This is a genomic window from Variovorax sp. V35, from assembly GCF_041154465.1.
GTDB classification, from domain to species: domain Bacteria; phylum Pseudomonadota; class Gammaproteobacteria; order Burkholderiales; family Burkholderiaceae_C; genus Variovorax; species Variovorax boronicumulans.
This window is the reverse complement of record NZ_AP028666.1, coordinates 830262-853525: the sequence shown is the minus strand read 5'-3', so window position 1 is coordinate 853525 and position 23264 is coordinate 830262. Positions and strand designations below refer to the sequence as shown.

Below are 23264 nucleotides of genomic sequence, written 5' to 3'. Positions count from 1 at the left end.
AAGCGCCGCTTTCAGCACCGACGATGACGACCACGAGCAGCCCGACCTCCCTCCCCGAACACGCCCACCTGGTTCACCCGAAATACCGCCCGGACATCGACGGGCTGCGCGCCGTCGCGGTGCTCTCGGTGCTCGGCTACCACGCGTTCCCGCAGTGGATCAAGGGCGGCTTCATCGGCGTCGACATCTTCTTCGTCATCTCGGGCTTCCTGATCACCACCATCATCCTGGGCAGCTTCCAGGGCGACGGCTTCAGCTACCGCGAGTTCTATGCGCGGCGCGTGAAGCGCATCTTCCCGGCGCTGGCGCTGGTGCTGCTGGCCACCATGGCCTTCGGCTGGTTCGCCCTGCTGCCGCACGAATGGGAACAGCTGGGCAAGCACGTTGCCGCGGGCGCGGGCTTCGTGTCGAACTTCGCCTTCTGGAGCGAGGCCGGCTACTTCGACAACGCCGCCGAGACCAAGCCGCTGCTGCACCTGTGGTCGCTGGCCATCGAGGAGCAGTTCTACATCTTCTGGCCCGTGCTGCTGGGCCTGGCCTGGAAGCGCAAGTGGCGCATGCTCGCAGTGCTCGGCACGGTGGCGGCAATGTCGTTCCTGCTCAACGTGACGACCATCCACAGCCACCGCACGGCCGCGTTCTATTCGCCGCTGTCGCGCTTCTGGGAACTGATGATCGGCGGCATGCTGGCCTACGCGCGGCTGCACCGCCCGCCGCCGCAGCCGGGCTGGAGCCGCCACGCACAGTCGATCGCCGGCCTCGTGCTGATCGTGCTGGGCCTGTGCTACATCCGCGGCGGCAAGGCCTTCCCGGGGTTCTGGGCCATCCTGCCGTCGGTGGGCGCCTTCTTCTGCATCGCGGCCGGGCCGAGCGGCGTGCTCAATCGTTATGTGCTGGCCTCCAAGCCGATGGTGTGGGTCGGCCTGATCAGCTACCCGCTCTACCTCTGGCACTGGCCACTGCTGGCCTATGCACGCATCCTCGAGGGCAAGCTGCCATCGGACGGCATCCGCGCGCTGATGCTGGTGGCGTCGTTCGTGCTCGCGTGGCTGACCTACCGGTTCGTCGAGCGCTACACGCGCCGCAGCGAGAACCCGACGGTGACGGCGGGGCTGGTGGCCGTGATGATCGGCTTCGTCGTGCTCGGCCTGCTGGCGACCACGCGCTACTACGTGGGCCGCCACAGCGATCCGTACTTCAACAAGACCGCCGCCGCCGCCAAGGACTGGGCCTACCCGGATGGCCTGAGCCCGATCAAGGTCGACGGCGAGGTGCTGCAGCAGATCGGGCAGGGCAAGCGACGGGTGCTGTTCTTCGGGGACAGCCACGTCGAGCAGTACGGGCCGCGCGCCGTCGAGCTCTCCAAGACCTCGCCGGGCACCCTCGATTCGCTCTCTTTCGTGACGTGGGGCGCCTGCCCGCCGATTCCCAACGTGGTCGACGAGCAGAACAACCTCTGCGGCGAACGCCGCGACGGCGGCATGCGGCTGGCCATGAGCGACCGGTTCGACGCCGTCGTCTTCGGCGGCTGCTGGAACTGCTACTTCACCGAGACCGGGAAGCCCAACGCCGAGAACGCAGCGGCCGACCGCTATTACTTCTTCGACGGCAAGGACAAGCGGCGCTTCATGGGCGGCGGCGGCGTGGACTTCTCGCTCAACATGCTCGAGACCGTGCTGACCACGTTGGCCAAGCACAAGCAGGTCTATCTGCTGCTGGACAACCCGGTCGGCGAGGGCTTCGGCCCCGAGGAGTTCATCAAGGGCGGCCGCCTGGGCGACATGCAAGTGGGCAAGATGTCGCCCACCGCCCCCTGGGACCCGCGGCAGAAGGCGCTGCACGAGCGCATGCGGCAGATCGCGCAACGCAGCGGCGCCATCGTGATCGACCCGATCCCGAGCCTGTGCCAGAAGGACTGGTGCACCCGCGCCGATGCCGACGCCACGCCGATCTACAAGGACGCGGGCCACCTGCGCGCCGAGTACGTACGCTCGCACGCCACCTACATGGACCCGGCGATGACGTCGGCGCCGGCCCGCTGAGGACCAGGCTGCGGCGGCCTGCGGGCCGCCGCGGCGCGCATCAGGACTTGTAGACCTTGCGCAGGCTGCGGATGCCCGGCAGCTTCGTCAACGCGCCGATGAAGCGCACCATGCCCGGCGTGCTCCGGCGCAGCAGGAACAGCGTGATCCACAACCGCAGCTTCTTCTTGCGGCCCACATACGGGTTCGCGAAGACGATGGCCGCGTAGTCATCGAGCACCGCCGTCATCTCGCCGCGGTACTGGTCGTCCTTCTTGATGGCCTCGATCGCCTCGTTCACGAAGAACAGCTGGAAGCGCGGCATCAGGTATTCGCGCAGGTAGTAGCGGCCGCGCTGGTGCTCGTCGGGGAACATTTGCAGCAGCTTCTTGAAGTACTTGAAGCGGCTGCGCACCATGCGGATGCCGAACGAGGTGCTGGCCGTGTGGATGCACCAGACCGTCACCGCCTTGTCCACGAAGTGATTGCTGTAGCCCTTGCGGAAGATGCGCAGGAACAGGTCGTCGTCCTCGTAGCCCATGAACTGCGAATCGAAGCCGCCCACCGCATCGAAGGCCTTGCGGCTCACCAACGCGGCCGAGGGCAGCACGAACATGTCGTAGCGCAGCAGGTCGAAGATGCTGCGCTTCGGGTGCTGCGCGTGGTCCTTGATGACGCCGGTGCGGATCACATTGCCGTCGCCGTCCGCCTCGTACAGGTCGGCGTAGATGTAGCCGAACAGGCGGTCGTCCCACGGGATCGACGACACCAGCGTCTCGATGTGGTTCGGCAGGTAGAAGTCGTCCTGGTCCAGGAAGCAGATGTACTCGGAGGTCGACGCCGCCACGCCCGCATTGCGCGCCGAGCCCTGGCCGCCGTTCTCCTTGTCGAGGATGCGGAACGGATAGCGGGCCGCCAGCCCGTCGAGCGCGGCGCGCTCTTCCGGGCGGGAGCCGTCGTTGACCACGATCACCTCGTGCGCGGGCACCGACTGCTCGAACACGCTCTTCACCGAGCGCTCGATGAAATCGGCTCCGTTGTAGAACGGGATGATGACCACGACGTTCGGCCAGGCCGTCGGCTCGCCGGGCCGGGAAGGGTTCGTGGGGACGTTGGTTGGGTTCATTGTTGTTGTGTCAGACGGATTCGAAAAGATCGCGGACCACGCCGCGCACCCCGCGGCCGAACTTGTCATAGCGACCGGTCATGGCCTCGCGCAGGATCGGCACGCACCGGGCCAGACGCGAGGCGGGCAAGGCGGCGCGGAAGCGCTGGTGCACGATCTTGCTGCGCACCTTGTCGATGATCTCGGGGGGCACGCGATCGCCGAGCTGGAGCAGGCGCTCCAGCAACAGCTCGGCCTTGATCGCGCGCTCGACGTGCGTGTTGCCCCGCGAGGCGAGCGCCTTGCGCACCTTTTCCCTGAAGGTGTCGCGGCGGGCGCCGATCTGGTTGGATTCGTGCTGGCGGTATTCGATAAGGGGCGCCTCCAGCAGGTCGACCCGCGCCGTCGTCGACGCGATGATGGCCAGCCATTCGTCGTGCACCCACTCCACCGGCAACGGCAAGGCATCGGCGAGCAGCGAGCGACGGAAAACCGTGGTGGCACCGGTCACGAGGTTGCGGCGCAACAGCACGTCGAAGGCATTACCGGCGTGGACACGCGCCAGTTCCGAAGGCGAGACCTCCAAGGCATGGAACAGCGTATGACCGATGTCGTGGCGGTCCGTGTCCACCAGGCGCGCGTCGGTGTGCAGCAGCACCAGGCTGTCGTCCTGCTCGAAGCGAGCCACCATTTTTTCAAGGCGGTCGGGCATCCAGACGTCGTCCTGGTCGCTCAGCGCGATCAATTCGCTGGTGCAGGCGCTGATGGCCTGCTCGAAATTCTTGACGACGCGCAGCGCCGTGGTGTTCTCGAAGATCCGCAACGCCACGGGATGTTGTGGCCGCTCGGCGGCGCATTCAGCAACGGCGGCACGCACCACATCGACCGAACCATCGCGCGAGGCATCGTCGGACAGGACGATCTCGACCGGCGGACGGCTCTGAAGGCAGATGCTGCGAACCTGCTCGCGCAGGAAGCGTGCGCCGTTGTACGTGCACAGCGCAACGGAAACTTCAAGGGGACGGGTGATACTCATGGGTTGCTCGCTTTGTCGAGTGCGCGCGGCCCGTCAGATGTCTTTGCGGACGCTTTTTTACTTGTTCACGGGTGCCGATGGCCGGTGTTCCAATCGGGTCGCCGAATCAGCGCCGGTAAAATTATCGCCCACTTCACACCAAACCGAACATGCGCCCCTTCCGTCACACGGCCGAGGGACAGGTTCCCGGCCTTGGCAAGCTTCGCGATGACTGGCTCCCCCGCCGTTCATCCATGAAAAAGGAAAACATCTCTTGACACGCATCGGCAGCGAAAAACTGGCGCTCGACGAAGCCGGTTTCAACAACCGCCCGGACAAGGGCGGCACCGCCCCTCGGGCACACATTTCCGGACTCACATGAGCCAAGTTCACTCAAATCTGCACCGCAGCGTCTTCGCTGACTGGTGGGAAGGTACACGCCGGACCGACATCTGGTGGACGCTTGCCTGGTTCGATATCGTGCTGCGCTACCGGCGCTCGATGCTCGGCCCCCTGTGGCTCACGCTCAGCATGGGGGCCATGATCGGCGGCATGGGGCCGCTGTACAGCTCCCTGTTCGGCACCCCGCTGGACAAGTTCTTTCCGCACCTGGCGCTCGGCATCATCTTCTGGAGCTTCTTCTCCAGCACGGTGACGGATGCGTGCAATGCCTTCGTCAGCTCGACCAACTACCTGAAGCAGGGCTACTTCCCCGTCAGTCTGTTCGTTTGGCGCAGCATCTCGCGCAACCTGATCCAGTTTGCACACCAGATCGTGCTGTACATCCCGGTCGCGCTCTGGGCGGGTGTCTCGCTCGGCTGGTCTGCGCTCCTGGTCATTCCTGCGTTCCTGATCGCTGTGATCAACGCACATGCACTGGGGCTCTTGCTGGGCCTGATCTGCACGCGGTACCGGGACGTCACCCAGATCGTCACCAGCGTGATGCAGATGTTGATGTTCCTGACCCCCGTGTTCTGGATTCCTGAAAATCTTCCGGGGCGCGCCAAATACATTCTCTGGAATCCCTTCGCGCAAATGCTGGACCTGCTGCGCACCCCGCTGATGGGTGGCGTGGCGCATGCCCACAGCTGGTGGGGCATCCTGGGCTGGACCGCGGTAACCGTTGTCGCCGCGACCCTGGTGTTCGCCAAATACCGCCGCCGCGTCGTCTACTGGCTCTGATCATGGCTCTTATCTCTCTCAAAAACGTCGGCGTCAGCTTCCCCATCTATGGCGCCGGCGCCTCTTCGCTGAAGAAGACGATCGCTGCGTCGGTCACGGGCGGGCGCTTCGGCAAGGAAACCGGCGTCACCGTGGTGCAGGCGCTGAACGGCATCAACCTCGAGCTGAAAAGCGGCGACCGGCTCGGCCTCATTGGCCACAACGGCTCCGGCAAGTCCACCCTGCTGCGCACGCTGGCAGGCGTTTACGAACCCTCTTCGGGGGAAATGGTCCGCCAGGGCAGCGTGGCCAGCCTGATCGATCCGGCACTGGGCATCGAGCCGGACGCCAGCGGCATCGAGAACATCATGCTCAGAGGCCTTGTGATGGGCATGAGCCGCAAGGAGATCGAGCGGCAGATCCCGTCCATCTGCGAATTCAGCGGTCTCGGCGAGTACGTCAACATGCCCGTGCGAACCTATTCCACCGGCATGATGATGCGCCTGGCCTTTTCCATCTCGACCAGCGTCGAGGCGGACATCCTGCTCATGGACGAATGGCTGTCGGTGGGCGATGCGGACTTCAACGAGAAGGCCGAGAAGCGGATGCGGGACGTCGTTTCGAAATCCGGCATTTTGGTGCTGGCCTCGCATTCGCCCGAGCTGATCGCCAAGGAGTGCAACCGCGTCATCCACCTCGAACACGGGCGGATCATCGAGGAGCGCTGAAGCGGATCGAACCGCCCCGGGCCCTTGTGGCGCGGGGTGGTTGCTCCGCCGTTCAGTTGTCGAAGTTCAGGCGTTCCCGCTCTACCACCAGCGGGCGCTTCATCACATGCGTCAAGATGGCGCCGACGTACTCGCCCAGAAGGCCGATGAAGAAGAGCTGGACCGAGGCGAAGAAGAACATACCGATCAGGATGGGCGCGGTGCCCATCGAGAACTCGCTCCAGAACAGCATCTTCAGGATCAGATAGAGCAGCGACACGCCAAGACTGACACCCGACAGCGCAAAGCCCACCATCGTGGCGATACGCAGCGGTACTCGCGAATGCGAGGTGATGCCCAGCATCGCGATGTCGTAGAGCGTGTAGAAGTTGTTCTTCGTGATGCCGCGCTTGCGGCGCGGTTGGTTGTAGGGCACCTGCACCGCCTCGAAGCCGACTTCCGACACCAGGCCGCGAAGGTAGGGGTAGGGATCGTCGATCCGGCGAAGCTCCTCCAGCACCTGCCTGTCGTACAGGCCGAAGCCGGTGAAGTTCTGGATCAGCTTGACGTCGGCAATGCGCGTCACGGTCCGGTAGTAGGCGCGGCGGATCGCGAACATCAGGCCCGACTCGTCGGCGGTCGGCTTGACCCCCACGACGAGCTTGGCACCGTTGTGCCAGTGCTCGACGAAGGCCTTTATCAACTCCGGCGGGTCCTGGAGATCGGCCACCAGCAGGATCGCAGCATCACCGCGCGCCTGCAGCAACCCGTGGTACGGCGAGCGGATGTGCCCGAAATTCCGTGCGTTCAGGATCACCTTGACGTTGCGATCGGCAGCGGCCATCGCGCGCAGGATTTCCGGCGTTCGGTCGGACGAGAAGTTGTCGATGAACAGATGCTCATACGTCACGCCCTCGATCGTCTCGAAGACGGCGCGCGCCTGGCGGTACACCTCCTCGACGTTCTCTTCCTCGTTGTAGCAGGGGGTGACGACGGTGATGTGTTTCATGAAGCAGAGAAAACAAAGCGGCGCTGGAGCACAAAGGCGATCAGCGCCAATGGAAGAATGACCATCGCGTTCGCCACATAGACACTGAGCCCGGCGCGCAGCAGCAAGGCAACCGAGCCGACATTGATCAGGTAGACGACAACATACACCGCGACGAAGCGGCCGAGTTGCGACAAGGGGGCGCCACCAAAGACGAGCCGCCCTGTGCTCTGGAAATTGAACGCCACGCCGAGCACGGTCGCCAGTCCGATGGCGAGCGGGTACGCAAGTCCCGCCCACACGAAGGCAGCGAACAATGCGTAGCCCACCACGGTGTTCAGTCCACCGACCAACAGGAAACGCAGCAGCTGCGAATTCAGCATCTCAGGACATTTTCCACTTGCCGACGAAAGGCGCCACCCGCGCGCGCACCGACACCAGGTCGAGTCCATGCTCGCGCATGGCATGGGCATAGGAGCCGCAGGTTTCAGAGAAACGCTCGCCCACACCAATGCGCAGCACCGGGACGGGCGTCGTCTCGGAGATCGCCTCCAGCACCGCGGCACCGAGTCCACCAGCCGCCGAATGCTCTTCCAGCGTGACGATGGCCCGGCTTTGCGCGGCAAGCGAACTCAGTTGCCCGGCATCGAGCGGCTTGATCCAGGGCGCACTCCAGACCGGCACACCGAGCTCGGCACCCAACGCGCATGCGGCCTTGACCATGGAGCCGGTGGCGATCAGCTGCACCGGGGCATTCCCCTCCTGCACACGGACCAGCTCACCGCGCACCAGCGAAGGCGCCTGGACATGCACGGCGCCCAGGTCGGCCTTGCCCATGCGCATGTAGACCGGGCTTTCGAGCGCCAATGCCGTCGACATGCAGGCCGTGAGTTCGTGCGCGTCGCACGGCGACATGATGTCGATGTGCGGCACCCCGCGCAGGCAGGCGATGTCTTCGAAGCTCTGGTGGCTGGTGCCCAGCGTGCTGTACACCAGCCCGGCACCGTCACCGGTGAAGATGACCGGCAGCTTCTCGTAGCAGACGTCGATCTTGATCTGCTCGAGGACCCGCACCGGCACGAAGGCGCTCAGGCCATAGACGATCGGCCGGAAGCCGGCTTTGGCCAGCCCAGCGGCCACGCCCACCATGTTCTGCTCGGCAATGCCGGCGTTGATGTACTGGTCCGGGCAGCGCTTGCGGAACTCGTCGAACAAGGCGTAGCCGTGGTCTCCTGTCAGGAGCACCACGCGCTCGTCCCTGGAAGCCGCCTCGACCAGGGCTGCGGAGAACGCGGCCCTCATGCCGATGCTCCCTCGAGTTCGCGCAGCGCCTGCGCGTACAGCTCAGGATTCAGGCGCGAGTAGTGCCACGCATTCACGTTTTCCATGTAGGAGACACCTTTGCCTTTCACCGTCTTCGCGACCAGCGCCTTGGGCCGGCCGTTGTGGCGCCCTTCCAGGTCGGTGATCGCCGCAGAGATGGCCTCCCTGTCATGGCCGTCGACCGTCAGCACATCGAAGTCGAAGGCTGCGAACTTGGCTCCGAGATCACCCAGCTGCATCACCTCGTCGGTGGTGCCCATCGCCTGGAAACCGTTTGCGTCCACGATGACCATGAGGTTGTCCAGCTTCGCGTGCGCCGCGAAGAGCATGGCCTCCCAGATCGGTCCCTCGTTGATCTCGCCGTCGCCGACGAGGGCATAGCATTTCTGGCCGCTGTTGCGCCGCGACGCGGCCAGGGCAAGCCCCACGCCGACCGAAAGCCCATGACCGAGCGTGCCGGAGGTCACCTCGCACCCGGGCACGTGTGCGTCCGACAGCCCCTTGAGCCGGGAACCGTCGTGGAAGTACCTGTCGATGTCGGTGCGGTCCAGCCACCCCAACTCGTACAGGCAGGCGTATTGCGCCATCACGCCGTGGCCCTTGCTCAGTACCAGATGGTCGCGTGCAGGATCGGCGGCATTGGCCTTGTCGTAGCGCATGTGGCGCCCGTACAGGCAGGACAACAGCTCGATGATCGAGAAGGCGCAGCCCAGGTGCACGGCGTTGCCTGCGTAGGCCATCTCGAGCACCGTCTTGCGCAGGGAGGCAGGGTCGAATGAATGTCTCATGATGAAAAAGATCGGTTGGTATCCGGCGTGGCAAGCCAGGAGAGGGTTCGGCGGATTCCTTCCTCGAGACCGACGGCATTCGTCAACCCGAGCTCATCGGCCGCGCGCTTCACATCCGGAACGTACCGATGGCCGGCCAGACCCGGGACTGCGCGCCCTGCCACCTGGACAGGGATGCCCGTGCGTGCAACACGCGTCACCTCGCCGGCAAGTTGGGCGATGGTCACCTCGTTGTCGCCCCCGACGTTGTATACGCGGCCAGGTGCGCCCAACGCCAGGCAGCTCAGCAGCCAACGCGCCATGTCGCCCGCGTACTGATAGGTCCGGATCGCCTCGCCGCTTCCCTGCACCACGATGCCCTGGCCGTTCGCGGCCTGGGCAATGAACTGGGCCGCCGCAGCGCCGCTCGAAGGCAGCAGATAGGGCCCCAGGAATGCGAAACAACGCGCGACAACCACCTCGAAGGGCCAGGGTTGCGCCACGACGCTTTCTGCCCGGCGCTTCGCCTGGGTGTACGCATTCGCACCATCGGCCTCGTGCCACGGCTGCGATTCCGCGAGCCGCGCCACGCCCAACTGGGCGCCGTACACCGCGCCCGAGCTGACATGCAGAAGCCGGCGCACGCCACTGGCAGCCGCGAACTCGCACGCGCGACGCGTTCCCGCCTCGGACAGGTGCTCGAGCCGGCCAAGGTCCGCCCCGGGTGGAGCCACCGGCAATGCCGCATGGATGATGGACGAGAACGTTCCGCCTGGAAACTCGAAATCGACGACATCGCCCTGGTGCAATTCGACCGGCTTCGCCTTCGCGAGATGCGGGCTGCCTTGCGCGAACCGGTCGGGCTCGCGCGTCAGCACCGTCACGCGCAGGCCGAGACCCAACGCTCTGTCGGCATGCAGCAGGCATTCCAGCAGCCACTTGCCGACGAAGCCGGTGCCGCCCGTCAGGAACAGCGCCTGTCCGCGCAACACGTCCCACACGCTCGGCGCGGTCAACCTCAGCACCTCATCGAGTTCCGACGCCGGAACAGGAGGCGCAAGGTCAGTCAAAGCGCAGGCCGAGGTAGGTCTCGATGCTTTCGACGGCGTGATCGAGCATCGGCTCGGTCAGACCCGGGTAGACGCCGATCCAGAACGTGTCGTTCATGATCCGGTCGGTGTTCTTCAGCTCGCCGACCACGCGGTAGTTGCGGCCGATCATGTACGGCTGGCGCAGCAGGTTTCCCGCGAACAGGAGACGTGTACCGACCTTCTGCTGGTCGAGGTAAGTGAGCAGGTCCACGCGCCGCGTGTTGGCCGCCTCGCGCAAGGTGATCGGGAAGCCGAACCACGACGGCTCGGAGCCCGGCGTGGCTTCGGGGAGCTCCAGGAACTCCTCGCAGCTGCGCAGGCGCTCTGTCAGGTAGGCGAAGTTCTTCTTCCGTGCCGCCACGAAGCCGTCCAACCGGTCGAGCTGGGCCAGGGCGCATGCCGCCTGCATGTCGGTGATCTTGAGGTTGTAGCCCAGGTGGGAGTACGTGTACTTGTGGTCGTAGCCCTCGGGCAGATCGCCGAGCTTCCAGCAGAAGCGCTTGTTGCAGGTGTTGTCCTTGCCGGGCGCGCAGTAGCAGTCGCGCCCCCAGTCGCGGATGGATTCCGCGATCAGCCGGAGTTCGTCGTTGTTGGTGAACACCGCGCCGCCCTCCCCCATCGTGATGTGATGGGCGGGATAGAAGCTCAAGGTGCCGATATCGCCGAAGGTGCCCACGAGCTGCCCTTCATAACGTGCACCCAAGGCATCGCAGCAGTCCTCGACCAGCCACAGTCCATGCTTTTCGCAGGCGGCCTTGACAACCTTCAGGTTGTACGGATTGCCCAGCGTGTGCGCCAGCATGATCGCCTTGGTACGCGGGCCAATGGCGGCCTCGAGCAGATCAGCATCGATGTTGTAGGTTGGGATGTGCACGTCGACGAACACCGGGACTGCGCCGCACTGCAGGATCGGATTCACCGTCGTGGGGAAGCCCGCCGCCACGCCGATCACCTCGTCGCCGGGCTTGATTGCGCGGTCGCCAAGCTTGGGAGATGTCAGGGTAGAGAACGCGACCAGATTGGCCGAAGAGCCGGAGTTCACGGTCATCAGGTGCTTCACACCCAGATAACCCGCGAGACGGCTTTCGAACAGCGTATTGAAGCGCCCCGTCGTGAGCCATGCGTCGAGCGACGCATCGACCATCAATTGCATTTCGGGCGCGCCGACGACCTTGCCCGAAGGCGGGATCATGGTTTCGCCGGGCACGAAGGGCGTGGGCTCACTCGCCAGCTCGCCGTACTCGCCGACCAGCGCGAGGATCTTCTTGCGCAGCTCGTTTTTCTTGAAGGAGATTTCAGTCATGGGTGGGGGTGCTTTCGTATTTTTCGATTTGTTCAAGGGTAACGTCGGTCATGTCGCGACCGTCGAGCCAGGCGCGCTGCCAATCGACGATGGCACCGAGGCTTTGGCGCAGATCCCAGCGCGGAATCCACCCCAGCGTCTGCCGTGCCTTTGAGCAGTCGAGCTTCAGCCAGTTGGCTTCGTGAGGCTGGTCTTCTTGTGCATTGCTGCGCCATTGCGCGCCGCCGCCCCACAGATCGACCAGACGGTCCGCGATCCAGGAGACAGGTCGGGCGTCCGAATCCGCCGGGCCAAAGTTCCAGGGCTGCGCCCATCCCGGGCCCTCGGCATGCAGGCGCTCGGCCAGCATCATGTAGCCCCGAAGCGGCTCCAGCACGTGCTGCCACGGCCGGACCGCATGGGGGTTGCGAATGTCCGCCACACGCCCTTCGGCAAAGGCATGCAGCAGATCGGGCACGAGCCGGTCCTCCGACCAGTCGCCTCCGCCGATCACGTTGCCGGCACGGGCCGTTGCGAGCGCAACGCCGTGCTCGCCATGACGGGCTTCATTGAAGAACGAAGACCGGTACGAGGCCGCGACCAATTCCGAGCATCCTTTGCTGTTGCTGTACGGGTCGTAGCCGCCCATGGGTTCGTTCTCGCGATAGCCCCACTGCCATTCCCGGTTCTCGTAGCACTTGTCACTGGTCACGACCACGATCGAGCGGACGCTGCTGCAGGCGCGCGCCGCCTCGAGCAAGTGCACCGTGCCCATCACGTTGGTGGAATAGGTCTCCACCGGATCGACGTAGGAACGCCGTACCAACGGCTGGGCGGCCAAGTGGAACACCACTTCGGGCGCGAACTCGTGCAGGGCAGTGCGCAGTGCACCGAGGTCGCGCACGTCGCCGATCAGCGAATCCGTGGCCGAGCGCGCCGTAGCCAGCGCATGCAGGCTGGGCTCGGTGGACGGCGCCAGTGCGTAGCCTCGGACAATGGCACCGTGCTTGCCCAGCCACAGCGCGAGCCAGCTGCCCTTGAAGCCCGTGTGCCCCGTGAGGAAAACGCGCTTGCCGCGCCAGAAAGACGGTGTCATTCCCAGACCTTCCACGGCGCCCGACCGCACGCCCACAGTTCTTCGAGGTGGGTCTTGTCGCGCAGCGTGTCCATCGGCTGCCAGAAGCCGCCGTGCTTGAAGGCGGCCAGCTGCCCCTCGGCCGCCAGGCGCTCGAGTGGCTCACGCTCCCACACGGAAGCATCGTCCACGATGTAGTCGATCACCGAGGGCGACAGCACGAAGAAGCCGCCGTTGATCATGGCGCCGTCGCCCTTTGGCTTTTCCTGGAAGCTGCGCACCTTGTCACCCTGCATGTCGAGTGCGCCGAAGCGCCCAGGCGGGAAGGTGGCCGTGAGCGTGGCCTTGACCTTCTGCGACTTGTGGAAGGCAATGAGTTCGGTGATGTTCAGGTCGGCCACCCCGTCGCCGTAGGTGAAGCAGAAAAGCTCTTCGTCCCGCACGTAGGGCGCCACACGCTTGAGGCGCCCGCCGGTCATGGTGTCTTCGCCGGTATCGATGAGTGTCACGCGCCAGGGTTCGGCCTTGCGGTGGTGGACTTCCATGGTGTTTCCGACCATATCGAAGGTGACGTCGGACATGTGAAGGAAGTAGTTCGCAAAGTACTCCTTGATCACGTAGCCCTTGTAGCCGCAGCAGATGACGAAGTCGTTCACACCGTGCGCGGCGTAGATCTTCATGATGTGCCAGAGGATGGGCTTGCCGCCCACCTCGATCATGGGCTTGGGCTTCAGGCCCGTTTCTTCCGAAATGCGGGTGCCCAACCCACCCGCCAAAATCACAGCCTTCACTTCTTCCCCCTTGAAAATCAATCCAATTTTAATCGAGGCGAGTCACAGCATTCACCGCACCCTGCTCGTTCTCGCAGACCAGGCCACGCTCGCCAGAGCCAACGCTACAAAGACCGAAAAAATCTTGGGGAGAAAGAAATACCTTACCTCGAACTGCACCAAAACAAATATCACGAAGAAACAGGCGTAAAAAGAAGAAAGCACCCAAAAATAGACAAGAAAATCAGATGATTTTCGAATTAAATACAGAAAAAAGAATGAGGCCGCAAACAAAATCAATACAACTGAATTTCCCAAATAGTCACCGGGAACATCCTCCGCCAAAAGCTTCGGAAAGGAGCGAATCGTCGGAAACCAGTAGATTCTTGCCAGCGACGCCTTGTACTCAACCCACCCTCCAAAATGGTCGAAGAATGCTTTGTAAAAAAGGGAGGGCTCTGTTTTTCCGCAAAAATCGGGCTCGAACTTACAGGCCAAATGCCCCCCGCCCGCCACAACAAAGTCTCCGTCCATCTCCCTCAATTTTTCCTCGGACATCAAGGCATTTCGAATGACGATGTCTTGCGTTTGAACCCAGTCCCATCTGCCGACGTCGACATAGTGATAAATGCGCCACGGCAGCATCAAGAGTTGCGCTGCAAGCACACAGATTGCCATCGCCTTCAGCGCAGTTGATCCGTTTGTTCGAATTGATTTTTTCTTTAAAAGAAAACTCAACGCCAGCACCAATACCACCAGCCCAAGAAAACCGACACTGAGCACAAGCGCGATCAGTTCATACTGCGAGCGAAAATAGGCCGCCAGCGCCAAAAAAACACCACCGGCCACTGCGTAGCGCACGGCCCCGGTTCTGGCAGCAATCAGAAGAAGAAATGTGAATGTGATGAAGAATAGAACCGAAAACCCTTCACCAAAGGAAAGGCCCACCGGTTGCAAAAGAAAAAATCTTGTGACCGGAAACAGGAATGGGACCAGCGGCAGCAACAGGGCCAAGAATGCCGGAACATAAAATGAAAGGTAGCGCCTGACCGTCATCAGCATGAAGACGCCAGTGACGATGGTCAACCCGAGAAGAACCACGAGAAACGGGGCTTCCGTGCCAAGCATCTTGAAAATTCCGCCCAACAACAGCACGAATCCTGGCGGCCAGAGATTGAAGATCCAGGCGGACGGCTGCGCCAGCCACCCCTGATCAGCGACTTCAAGCCCAGCTCGGGCAAACGTTTTTGGATCGTTGATGGTCGGGAAATTCAAAAAATCCGAAACACTGATCCACAAGTTCGGCTGTATGGCACTGTCCCGGAACCAACTGATGGCGAGCAAGGCCGCCGCGTAAAAGAAAGCGACAGCAATTCGCTCCGTCGTTGTTTTTTTCATTCGTGAATTTTTCGACTTCCGACCGGGCGCGGGACGTTCATTCCTGATTCAAGAACCGGACATGGCGCGCCGGCGCCCCCACGACCAGCGAGAACGGTGCCACGTCGCGCGTCACCACGGCACCTGCCGCCACCATGGCATCATGCCCGATGGTGATGCCCGGCGTGATCACGGCGCCAGCCCCGATCGAAGCGCCGCGGCACACAGTCGTACGCAGAAACGACTCCGGATAGACCTTTGACCGGGGAAACAGGTCATTGGTAAAAATGGCGCCGGGGCCAATGAATACATTCGACTCGAGCGTGATGCCGTCCCAGAGATAGACTCCAGACTTGACTGTCACGTTGTCACCCACCACGACATCGTTCTCGATGAAGCAATGTGCCGACACATTACAATTGGCGCCAATGCGCGCACCCGCGAGAACAACATTGAATTGCCATATGTTTGTTCCATCACCAATTTCCTTGGCTTGAACATCGGCAAGAGAATGAATAAACGCCGAATTATTTGAAGTCATTTTGAGTCCATGCTTTCATGAAGTTTCACGAGATTCCGAATCGAGCCGCAACACGCACATCCATACAATGATCCGATTTCGCTCCTTGTTGCTACGCGCCCTCACTCGAACAAAATTCGTCAATGCGGAATATTATAAGCAAAAATATGAAGATGTTGCAAGGGCGGAGCTGGATTCAAATTACCATTATTTCAAATACGGAATAAAGGAAGGCCGATACCCCAATCACTCCACCGAACGACTCGTCGATTGGATTTACGCCACCACCACGAAATTCCTGATTCGCTTCTGCCTCAACGAATCCTACTACCTTCGAACCTACCGCGATGTGCGGGAAGAAGGAATTTCCCCAAGCACTCACTACGCACTGAAAGGTCGCAAGGAAAAAAGATACATCAATCGCTTCTTTGCAGCGATGAGCGGTTTGATCTATTTTGCGAAACTCGAACTCACATCACTCTCCAAAAACAGTGCTGCTCGCGAATCAGAGGTCGCGCTGTACAAATACTCAATCTTTGAGTCCGCCCGAAAGGGGATCTTCGAAGAAATAAAATCCAAAGCCATTTCCCGACAACTGAGCGCAAGAAATTCAGGAGAAAAGATATTTCTCTCGAAGCTCAAAACCATCGAATTCTTCGACCTCCCCAAGGCCGGGTACAAGCTGGAAGACATCGAACCCGCCTATCCGATGGATTTTCAAGAACCGAAAATCATCGGCTCGAACGCTGAACGCCCGCTACGCAGAGCGGAAGTTCCGCGCAAATGGCTCGCAACGATCGATGACGCCGCTGTCCTTGGTGGATTCCAGGTAGTGGCAAAGCATCGCATGGTGATTTACGAGCCAGCGGCAGATCCACATCAGGGTTTTGTAGCAGGCATCTGGCCGTACGTCGTCTCGCTCGATGAAAAGAGCGAAGTTCTTTTCTGGTTCCGCTATAAACAGGAAATAAGCATTCCTTCTGCCATATTGCTGAGCGGTCGCTGCAGTCCAAACTACTACCATTGGCTTATAGAGTACCTCGGGAAATCCCATATTCTGTCAACGCAGGACCGCCTGAGAAAAACGCCGCTGATCGTCGACGACAAGATGTTTCCGCAGGAATTCGAGTCGCTGCAGACCATGCTGCCCGACTGGCCCATTTACCGGCTCGATGACTCCACGTTGCTGAAAGTAAAAAAACTTCACGTGGTATCTGCCTGCACGAACCTGACCGACAACCTGCGCGGGCCGATGTGGAAGTTCTCGGCCATCTGCTTCAAGACTTTGGGCCACATGCGGTCCACCGTTTTCCAGCGGTTCGGCATCGAAGAGGCGGGCCCCGGCAGCAGAAAGGTTTTCCTTGCGCGTCGCACCGGCCGGAACATCATCAACACCCCAGAAGTCGAAGAGGTGCTCGCGTCGTACGGCTACGAAATCGTGGACACCGGCCAGCTGTCGTTCGAGCAGCAGGTGCGCCTGTTCGCGGAAGCCCGCACCATCGTCGGCGCCATGGGAGCGGCATTCACCAACCTGATCTTCTGCCAGCCGGGCACGCAGGTGCTAGCGCTGTCGTCGCCCTACACGCAGCTCTTCTGCTCGCAATCGAACATGGCACTGTTTGCCGGGTGCAGCTATCAGATCCTTGTCGGCGAACACGCGTTGTTCCAGCCCGGCGACGAGCACACGGTTTCCGACCCGAGCTTGTTTCTCGACAGCTACGCCATCGATTCCAAGAAACTGGCGGCCGCGCTGGAGCACATCGAACGTCAGGCGGCCGAGGCATTCGCTGCCAAATAGCAGGTACCCACTGTCAGTCTGGCGGCCATCTCTGCCGAAGACCGCTCCATATCTGGATCTTCTGCTGTTCGTGGGGAAACACCGTGTCCCCGCAGTGCTCGAAATTGGCGGGGAACCCCTTCAACGCAGCCGGAAGCGGCGGCAGGCTTGCATCGATGTTGAGCCGGATCGCGACCACAGCCTTGTCGGCAAGGGCTTCGTTCGACGCAAGCACCGCGTCAGCCTGGGCGACGTTGTTCAACCAGGGCGTCTCCACAGGCACCGCGTTCAGCGCCAGCGCCAAGCCAGGGACGTTGTACAGACCCAGGAACGGTGCGCCGGGCGCAATGCGGCACTTCGCGATGGCCGCATCGATCTCGTGCATGAACTGCCGGGTTCCCGCATCCACCTTCACCCGACCCAACGGGCCGATGGTGACGGCGAAGGATTGCCGGTCCATGCGTTCGTTGAGGTTATAGGGGATCTTGGCTTTGGAAACGAGGATCTGGGCGCTCGTCAGCGCGACGAACCCGACCAGGATCGCCATCGACGCCACTGCATCCCTTGTTGCCACCGGTCTGGCGTACGCGGCGAGCGCCATCAAGGCGCCCCAGGAGGCCAGGGAAATGATCACCTGGCCGAAGAGCGCGTTGCCGGTTCCCATCGCCACGGTGTAGGGCAGCATGGCCAGCAGGACGAAGAGCCATCTGGAGCGCACCGGCACGGCCTGCCACGCAACCGCGAGCATGAGCGCCAGCAAGACCAATGCCCGTTGCATGTACTCGACGTACTGCGCCATGCCATACGAAAAATACTCCGCGGCGACAAGCGCATGGACGAGCGCGGCGATCACGAGTCCGATCGTCACCCAGCTTTTTCTGATCAGGTACACGAGAACCGCGACGATGAGAAACACATTCGAGCGCATCGCGTCGGCCGTGTAGCCCCCGAACTCGATGGCGTAGCGGCCCAGCCGCGTGAGGATGGGCTCGGTCTGGACCATCCTGAAGAGCGCCATGCCACCGCTGAAAGCTTGCGCCGCCTCACTGGGCGTGGTGTGCGCGAAGAGGAGCGCGGCAAGCCCGAACAGCCCGCCAACGATCACTGCCGCCAACGCCAGCGTCTTGCGCCCGCCCGAGCGGTCCAGCCACAGCACGGCGATCACCACGAGCACGAAGGTGGCCAGGCCCGACGAAGGTTTGCAGACGAACTCCACCGCGAGTGCGACGCCGGCCAACCCCAACATCCCGGCGCGCCCGGCTGCCGCCGTCTTGTCTCCAGCCAGCAGCACCAGCCCCAGAGAGAGGTACGCACCCGCCGAGGCCAGCAGGTTGTAGCTCGGCGACACATTGATGGTGATCGCATACAGCAACGCACAAACAACGGCGCAGCCGATCACGGCGATGCGGCCCGGCCACTGCGGCATGACGGACGCAGCGCGTCCTCGCGCCGCGGTCAGCGCGCCCATGCCGAGCACCGCCGCGCTGCCGGTCAGCAGCAGAAAGCCCGCCATCCGGAACGACGCGAGGCTGCCCGTGATCTGCCAGAGGGGCGCCATCGCCCATTGCTGAGCGCTGATGTAGTACCGGGTCTCGGCGGGATGGATCGCGAGCAGGAGGTAATAGGCCTCGTCGGTGATTTCGAAGCCGCGGTTGCGTGACCAGACCGCGTAGACGGCCACTGCGCACACGGCGGCCAGCACGAGTGCTGCAACCGCCGCTTCCAACACGCGCTGCGGGGTTGTCGCGCGGCCGCCTGCCTCTTGGACAGGCTTCTTGCTGTCGGCCACGGGTTTCACGGCACCGAGGGTTGCTCGGCCCGCAGCGACCAGAGCCTTGCCGTGAAGAAGTTGAACAGCACGACGAACGGGATCAGCAGCAGCTGCCCATAGAACGGTGCGATGTGCGTGCTCGAGGTGAGCAGGTGCAGCAACAGCACGTTCAGCCCGACCGATACCAGGCCCGCACCGATGTACTTGGCGAGCCGCGATCCGTAGGTGACTTTTTCGCTCGGCTTGAAGACCCAGTAGTAGTTCAGCGTGTAGGTGAGCAGCATGCCGATCAACGAGACCAGCACCAGCGCGATCAGGTGATTGATGTGCAGCACCACCACTGACAGGTAGAAAAGCACCAGCGTGAAGAGAAAGTTCAGCCCCCCGACGACGGTGAACTTGGAAAACTGCGCGGCGAGGGTCTTGAGACGAATCACGCGCCGGGCTTCAGAAACGGTCCCTGACGATGTAGTTCGGCCGCTTGCGCACTTCCTCGTTGATGCGCCACACGTACTCGCCGACCACGCCCAGCATCACCATGATGAGTCCGCCGATCAGCAAGACAGCGATCATCAGCGGCGCCCAGCCCTCGAATGGCGTGTGGCCCCGTGCCCATGCGATCACGATGCTGAGGCTGTAGAGCACGCCCAGGCCGGAAGTCAGCAGCCCTACCAGTGAGATGAACCGGATAGGCAAGTACGACGCGTCCAGCATCGCATCCAGGAAGTTTTTCAGTTTCTTGCCGAAGTTGTACTGCGACTTGCCGATGGTGCGCTTTTGCCGCTCATAGGGAATCAGGCTGGTCCGGTAGCCGGTCCACAGCAGGTCGCCCTGAAAGAACCGGTGGCGCACGTCGATGGCATTGAATTCGTCCATCACCTTGCGATCCATCAGCACGAAGTCGAAACCACCCGACGGCATCTGAGGAATGGCCATGCGCAGCATGCCGTAGGCCAGGCTCGAATACGTCTTGGCCAGCCAGGTGTCCGCACGGTCCGTTCGGTGGCAGATGACGATCTCGGACCCGGCAATCCACTTGTCGACCATCTCAGGGATCAGATCTACCGGGTCTTGCAGGTCCGCAGAAATATTGATGACCGCGTCTCCCGTCGCTTCCTTGAAGCCCGCCAGCATCGCGGCCATCTGGCCGAAGTTGCGCGTGAAGGTCAGGCCCTTCACGTTCGGATCGCTCGCGCGGAGCTTGCGGATTTCTTCCAGCGAGCCATCGGTCGAACCATCGTCGATGAAGATCACCTCGTACTGGTGCGCCTTGAGGCGGTCTGCGAAAACGCCGGCGATCTTCTCGTGTGTCTTGGAGATCGCGCCCTCGTTCTGATAGACCGCGACGACGAAGGAGACTTTCATTTTTCAGGCCCGCGCTCGCACATCAGGAAAATGCTCGAGCACAGGTCGGGATAGACCTGCCCGAGTTGGTAGCAGCCTTCCAGGTATTCCTTGGAAATGATGTCGGTCTTCAGCAAACGGTCCCACTGGAAGTTCGCCAGCGCCTTGAAGAAGATGCCGCTTCGGTGCACCACACGCAGGCCGGCGGCGACAGCATCGCGCTCCAGCGTGTCCAGCGAATAGGTGCACAGGTGGCCGTGCTGCGCCTCGGCGGGCGTGACCGCCGCGTTGTGGGTGATCAGGCCCATCTTCACGGCAATCTGCCGTGAAGGCGCATTGGCATTCGGGCACACGAGGAAGAAGCGCCCACCCTCGCTCAACCACTCGTCGTTGATGCGCTTGAGCACCTTGACCGGATCGTCCAGGTGTTCGAGCACGTGCGTGAGCACGATGTTGTCGTAGCGGTGCGGCAGCGTCGCGTCCTCGAAGCGAGAGTGGATGAACTGCGCCTTGTCGCCCAGACGCTTCCTCGCCTCGTTGAGTGCCACTTCGGAGGCTTCGACGCAGGTCACGTCGTCGAAGCGCGCCACCAGGCGCCGGGTGAAATCGCCTTTGAAGCTGCCTAGTTCCAGCACCTTGCCAGGCCGGATGAACGGCTCGAACGACCGCAGCATGTACGGGTGCATGACGTCGAAGTCAAAGCCATACGCATACTGGTGGTCGGCCGTGTCCGCGATCTCTTTGTCGTAGTTGCGTTCTGTGCTCATTTTTTATCCCCGCCCGTCGCCGGGCGCTCCATGCAGATCAATTCGCCCGTTTTCGAAGCCGGGACGAAGCCCATGCGGGCGTACAGGCGGACCGCCGCCTCGCTGCGCTGATTGACTTCGAGCCTGTAGCGCCTCGCACGAGGAATATCCATGCGGTCGAAGCAGCTCTGCAGCAATCGCTGCGCCAGGCCCGCGCCGCGGCACGAGGGCGCGACGCTGACGTTGGTCACGAAGACGTCGGGCCCCGCATTGTCGTACACCGCGACCAGCCCGACGAGGCCCAACGCGGCATCCCAGGCCTCGAAGCGGACCGCCTTGCCGGCAATTTTTTCGGCGTAGGCCGCAATGTCCACGCGCCCGGCGAGCGGCGGCGCGAAGCTGTCGCTGCATTCCCGCAGATGCCGGGCGATCTCGTCAGCCGAGGCCCGGTCGACCGCCAACGCGAAACGCCCCCGCGGTGTCATGCCCTGCGTCACTCGAGCACGGCAAGCCCGAAGCCGTGGCGCCCGAACTCGTTGCCGTTGTAGAGCAGATAGACCTTGCCTTGGAAGGTGAAGGCATGTGGATAGCACTGCATGTCCGAATCCCACTCCGTTTCCGGGATGTCCAGCTTCGGCGTATCGTCGTCGCGGGTCCAGTTCGAGAGGTCGTCCGACCAGGCATGGCCGATGCGGTAGCCCCGGCCCTTGGTCGCACGAAAGTCGAACGACTGGCGAAAGCAGAAGAACATGTGGAACCGGCTGCCGATGCGAACGACCGTCGGCAGCGCTTGGCTCTCGTCGGGCCCCAGACTGTCGGAGACGATCTGCCTGGCCTCTTCCTTGGCCCAATGGATCCGGTCGGTCGAGGTGGCGTGGCCGATCTTGTAGGTGCGGTCGGGCGCAGCGCCATCGGCGTACTGCTTCCAGCCGGTGCCGAAGATGTACCACATGTGAAACACGCCATCGACCAGGAGCACGAAGGCATCGCCCACGAGGCAGGGTTCGTGCAGCGATGCGCCCATGACGGGGCCGTGGCCGAGTTTGGTGAAGGTAAGGCCGTCGTCATGGCTCTCAGCCAGGCCGACCGCCGTATCGACCGACACCGACACTCGCCGGTTCCACCCGCAGGTGAATGCCGAGATCTTGCCGTCGTGGCGCACCACGTTGATCGGAAAGATGCCGTGCTCGTCGAAGCAACCCAATTCGCCCAGCGGGATGACGGGCTTGTCGGCCACGCGGAGGACGGTGCACAGGTCCGGCCCGACGTCGACGAACGCGACGTGGCTCAGGAACTTGCCGTTCTTCGGATCGACGGCGCGCGTCGAAAAATAGATCCGCACGAAGTCGTCGAAGACCAGCGTCTGCGGCGACTGCGCGAACTGCACGCAGCCGTTGGGGAGCGTGTGCTGCGTCGGGTCGAATATCTTGCCCAGCCTCTTCCACTTCATTGCCATGTCCTCACTCCAGCTTTCCGTCGAGCACTGCGAGCCCGAAGCCCTCGCGGCCGACCTGGTTGCCCAGGTAGGCCATGTAGATCTGCCCGTCCACCTCGAAGACGTGCGGGTAGCTGATCATTTCCGAATCCCAGCCCGTCTCGGAGATGTCGATGCCGGCCTTGTCGTCGTCGCGCGTCCAATGCAGCAAGTCGGGGCTGGAGGCATAGCCGATGCGGTAGCCGAAGGTCTTGCCTCGGTAGCCAGCGCTGTACCGGTAGCAGAAGAACATGTGGTATTTGCCATTGGCAAAGAACACATCAGGGCTGGCCTGTGCCTCGTCGTCCTCGATGCGGCTCTCGATGAGGTCCCGGTCTTCCTTGTGCCAGGTGACGCCGTCGTCGGACGTTGCCATACGGATCTTGTAGACCGGCTCGGCCCGTCCGTCGACCACCTTCCACTTGCGCCCGGCGATGTACCAGAGGTACCAGCGATCGTTGAAGCGACGGATCTTCGGACCGCTCATCACGAAAGGCTCGTTGGGCGAATACCCCAGCACCGGCCCGATGCCGAGCTTGGTAAAGGTTTCCCCGTTGTCGTGGCTGATTGCGCCGCCGATGGCCACGTTGAACGGTACCGACTCGCAGCGCGTCCACCCCGCGTAGTAGGCGCGAACGGCCGCGCCGTCGCGCGCCACCGACACCGGGTAGATGCCGAACTCATCGAACGCACCCAGCGGCCCCAGCGGCAGGATCGGGGTTGCGCTGACGTTCAGCACCTTGAACAGGTCGCGCCGGTCCAAATCAAGAAAGGCCGAGTAGCTCACGTACTGGCCCTTGGCATCGGCCTTGGGGCGACACGAGAAATACACGCGCACGAAGTCGTCAAATAGCAGAGTCGCGGGCGCTTGCGCGAACTCATTCAGCCACTCGCGGCCATGTTGAGGGCCGGGGCTGAAGATCTTCCCCAGCTTTTTCCACTTGAACATA

Annotated in this window: 23 protein-coding genes; 4 read left to right on the top strand and 19 right to left on the bottom strand. The window is 62.4% G+C overall.

Annotated elements, in window-relative coordinates:
- The first annotated feature begins 23 nt into the window (after positions 1-23).
- The gene (locus ACAM42_RS03845) at positions 24-2042 is read left to right on the top strand and encodes an acyltransferase family protein (RefSeq protein WP_307635971.1); all 2019 of its coding nucleotides are present in this window, start codon (positions 24-26) and stop codon (positions 2040-2042) included.
- A 40-nt stretch (positions 2043-2082) separates the two neighbouring features.
- Here the strand turns inward: ACAM42_RS03845 and ACAM42_RS03840 are convergent, their stop codons facing one another.
- Positions 2083-3147, bottom strand: coding sequence for a glycosyltransferase family 2 protein (locus ACAM42_RS03840; protein WP_369631173.1), 1065 nt, complete (start codon positions 3145-3147; stop codon positions 2083-2085).
- A 10-nt stretch (positions 3148-3157) separates the two neighbouring features.
- A complete protein-coding gene (locus ACAM42_RS03835; protein ID WP_369631172.1) occupies positions 3158-4162 on the bottom strand; it encodes a glycosyltransferase family 2 protein in 1005 nt (334 codons plus the stop codon).
- A gap of 357 nt (positions 4163-4519) precedes the next feature.
- Here ACAM42_RS03835 and ACAM42_RS03830 point away from each other — a divergent pair, with 357 nt between their 5' ends.
- The gene (locus ACAM42_RS03830) at positions 4520-5323 is read left to right on the top strand and encodes an ABC transporter permease (protein WP_070060234.1); all 804 of its coding nucleotides are present in this window, start codon (positions 4520-4522) and stop codon (positions 5321-5323) included.
- A 2-nt stretch (positions 5324-5325) separates the two neighbouring features.
- Entirely contained in the window at positions 5326-6030 is a 705-nt protein-coding gene (locus ACAM42_RS03825; RefSeq protein ID WP_070060235.1) for an ABC transporter ATP-binding protein, read from the top strand.
- Between the two features lie 52 nt (positions 6031-6082).
- Here the strand turns inward: ACAM42_RS03825 and ACAM42_RS03820 are convergent, their stop codons facing one another.
- Genes ACAM42_RS03820 through ACAM42_RS03775 form a run of 10 tightly spaced genes read right to left on the bottom strand, consistent with a single transcriptional unit; the run spans position 6083 to position 15223 of the window.
- Positions 6083-7018, bottom strand: a complete 936-nt coding sequence (locus tag ACAM42_RS03820) for a glycosyltransferase family 2 protein (protein ID WP_369631171.1) — start codon at positions 7016-7018, stop codon at positions 6083-6085.
- On the bottom strand, positions 7015-7380 hold the full coding sequence (locus ACAM42_RS03815) for a GtrA family protein (protein WP_070060237.1): 366 nt from the start codon (positions 7378-7380) through the stop codon (positions 7015-7017). Before ACAM42_RS03815 ends, ACAM42_RS03820 begins: the two co-directional genes overlap by 4 nt.
- Before the next feature lies 1 nt (position 7381).
- Positions 7382-8299, bottom strand: coding sequence for a transketolase family protein (locus ACAM42_RS03810; RefSeq protein ID WP_095743524.1), 918 nt, complete (start codon positions 8297-8299; stop codon positions 7382-7384).
- Positions 8296-9108: a transketolase gene (locus ACAM42_RS03805; protein ID WP_369631170.1), complete on the bottom strand. Its 813-nt coding sequence runs from the start codon at positions 9106-9108 to the stop codon at positions 8296-8298. The genes ACAM42_RS03810 and ACAM42_RS03805 overlap by 4 nt, the downstream gene beginning before the upstream one ends.
- On the bottom strand, positions 9105-10157 hold the full coding sequence (locus ACAM42_RS03800) for an NAD-dependent epimerase/dehydratase family protein (RefSeq protein ID WP_369631169.1): 1053 nt from the start codon (positions 10155-10157) through the stop codon (positions 9105-9107). The genes ACAM42_RS03805 and ACAM42_RS03800 overlap by 4 nt, the downstream gene beginning before the upstream one ends.
- Complete coding sequence (gene rfbH, locus ACAM42_RS03795) at positions 10150-11481, bottom strand: lipopolysaccharide biosynthesis protein RfbH (RefSeq protein WP_070060241.1); 1332 nt, start codon at positions 11479-11481, stop codon at positions 10150-10152. Before rfbH ends, ACAM42_RS03800 begins: the two co-directional genes overlap by 8 nt.
- A complete protein-coding gene (gene rfbG, locus ACAM42_RS03790; protein ID WP_369631168.1) occupies positions 11474-12556 on the bottom strand; it encodes a CDP-glucose 4,6-dehydratase in 1083 nt (360 codons plus the stop codon). The genes rfbH and rfbG overlap by 8 nt, the downstream gene beginning before the upstream one ends.
- A complete protein-coding gene (gene rfbF / locus ACAM42_RS03785; protein ID WP_095743521.1) occupies positions 12553-13326 on the bottom strand; it encodes a glucose-1-phosphate cytidylyltransferase in 774 nt (257 codons plus the stop codon). Before rfbF ends, rfbG begins: the two co-directional genes overlap by 4 nt.
- Positions 13327-13377: 51 nt before the next feature.
- Positions 13378-14703 carry a hypothetical protein gene (locus ACAM42_RS03780; protein WP_369631167.1) on the bottom strand — a complete coding sequence of 442 codons (1326 nt, stop codon included), beginning with the start codon at positions 14701-14703 and terminating at the stop codon, positions 13378-13380.
- 37 nt (positions 14704-14740) lie between these two features.
- Complete coding sequence (locus tag ACAM42_RS03775; protein WP_095743519.1) at positions 14741-15223, bottom strand: acyltransferase; 483 nt, start codon at positions 15221-15223, stop codon at positions 14741-14743.
- A gap of 67 nt (positions 15224-15290) precedes the next feature.
- Here ACAM42_RS03775 and ACAM42_RS03770 point away from each other — a divergent pair, with 67 nt between their 5' ends.
- Positions 15291-17000 (top strand): DUF563 domain-containing protein, encoded by a 1710-nt coding sequence (locus ACAM42_RS03770; protein ID WP_369631166.1) that lies wholly within the window; start codon positions 15291-15293, stop codon positions 16998-17000.
- A 13-nt stretch (positions 17001-17013) separates the two neighbouring features.
- Here ACAM42_RS03770 and ACAM42_RS03765 read toward each other — a convergent pair whose 3' ends face one another.
- Genes ACAM42_RS03765 through ACAM42_RS03735 form a run of 7 tightly spaced genes read right to left on the bottom strand, consistent with a single transcriptional unit; the run spans position 17014 to position 23263 of the window.
- The gene (locus ACAM42_RS03765; RefSeq protein ID WP_369631165.1) at positions 17014-18768 is read right to left on the bottom strand and encodes a hypothetical protein; all 1755 of its coding nucleotides are present in this window, start codon (positions 18766-18768) and stop codon (positions 17014-17016) included.
- Between the two features lie 5 nt (positions 18769-18773).
- Entirely contained in the window at positions 18774-19187 is a 414-nt protein-coding gene (locus tag ACAM42_RS03760) for a GtrA family protein (RefSeq protein ID WP_070060248.1), read from the bottom strand.
- Between the two features lie 10 nt (positions 19188-19197).
- The gene (locus ACAM42_RS03755) at positions 19198-20115 is read right to left on the bottom strand and encodes a glycosyltransferase family 2 protein (RefSeq protein ID WP_369631164.1); all 918 of its coding nucleotides are present in this window, start codon (positions 20113-20115) and stop codon (positions 19198-19200) included.
- A complete protein-coding gene (locus ACAM42_RS03750; RefSeq protein ID WP_369631163.1) occupies positions 20112-20861 on the bottom strand; it encodes a class I SAM-dependent methyltransferase in 750 nt (249 codons plus the stop codon). The genes ACAM42_RS03755 and ACAM42_RS03750 overlap by 4 nt, the downstream gene beginning before the upstream one ends.
- Entirely contained in the window at positions 20858-21337 is a 480-nt protein-coding gene (locus tag ACAM42_RS03745; protein ID WP_369631162.1) for a GNAT family N-acetyltransferase, read from the bottom strand. Before ACAM42_RS03745 ends, ACAM42_RS03750 begins: the two co-directional genes overlap by 4 nt.
- Complete coding sequence (locus tag ACAM42_RS03740; RefSeq protein WP_369631161.1) at positions 21334-22296, bottom strand: hypothetical protein; 963 nt, start codon at positions 22294-22296, stop codon at positions 21334-21336. The genes ACAM42_RS03745 and ACAM42_RS03740 overlap by 4 nt, the downstream gene beginning before the upstream one ends.
- A 4-nt stretch (positions 22297-22300) precedes the next feature.
- On the bottom strand, positions 22301-23263 hold the full coding sequence (locus ACAM42_RS03735; RefSeq protein WP_369631160.1) for a hypothetical protein: 963 nt from the start codon (positions 23261-23263) through the stop codon (positions 22301-22303).
- Between the last annotated feature and the right edge of the window lies 1 nt (position 23264).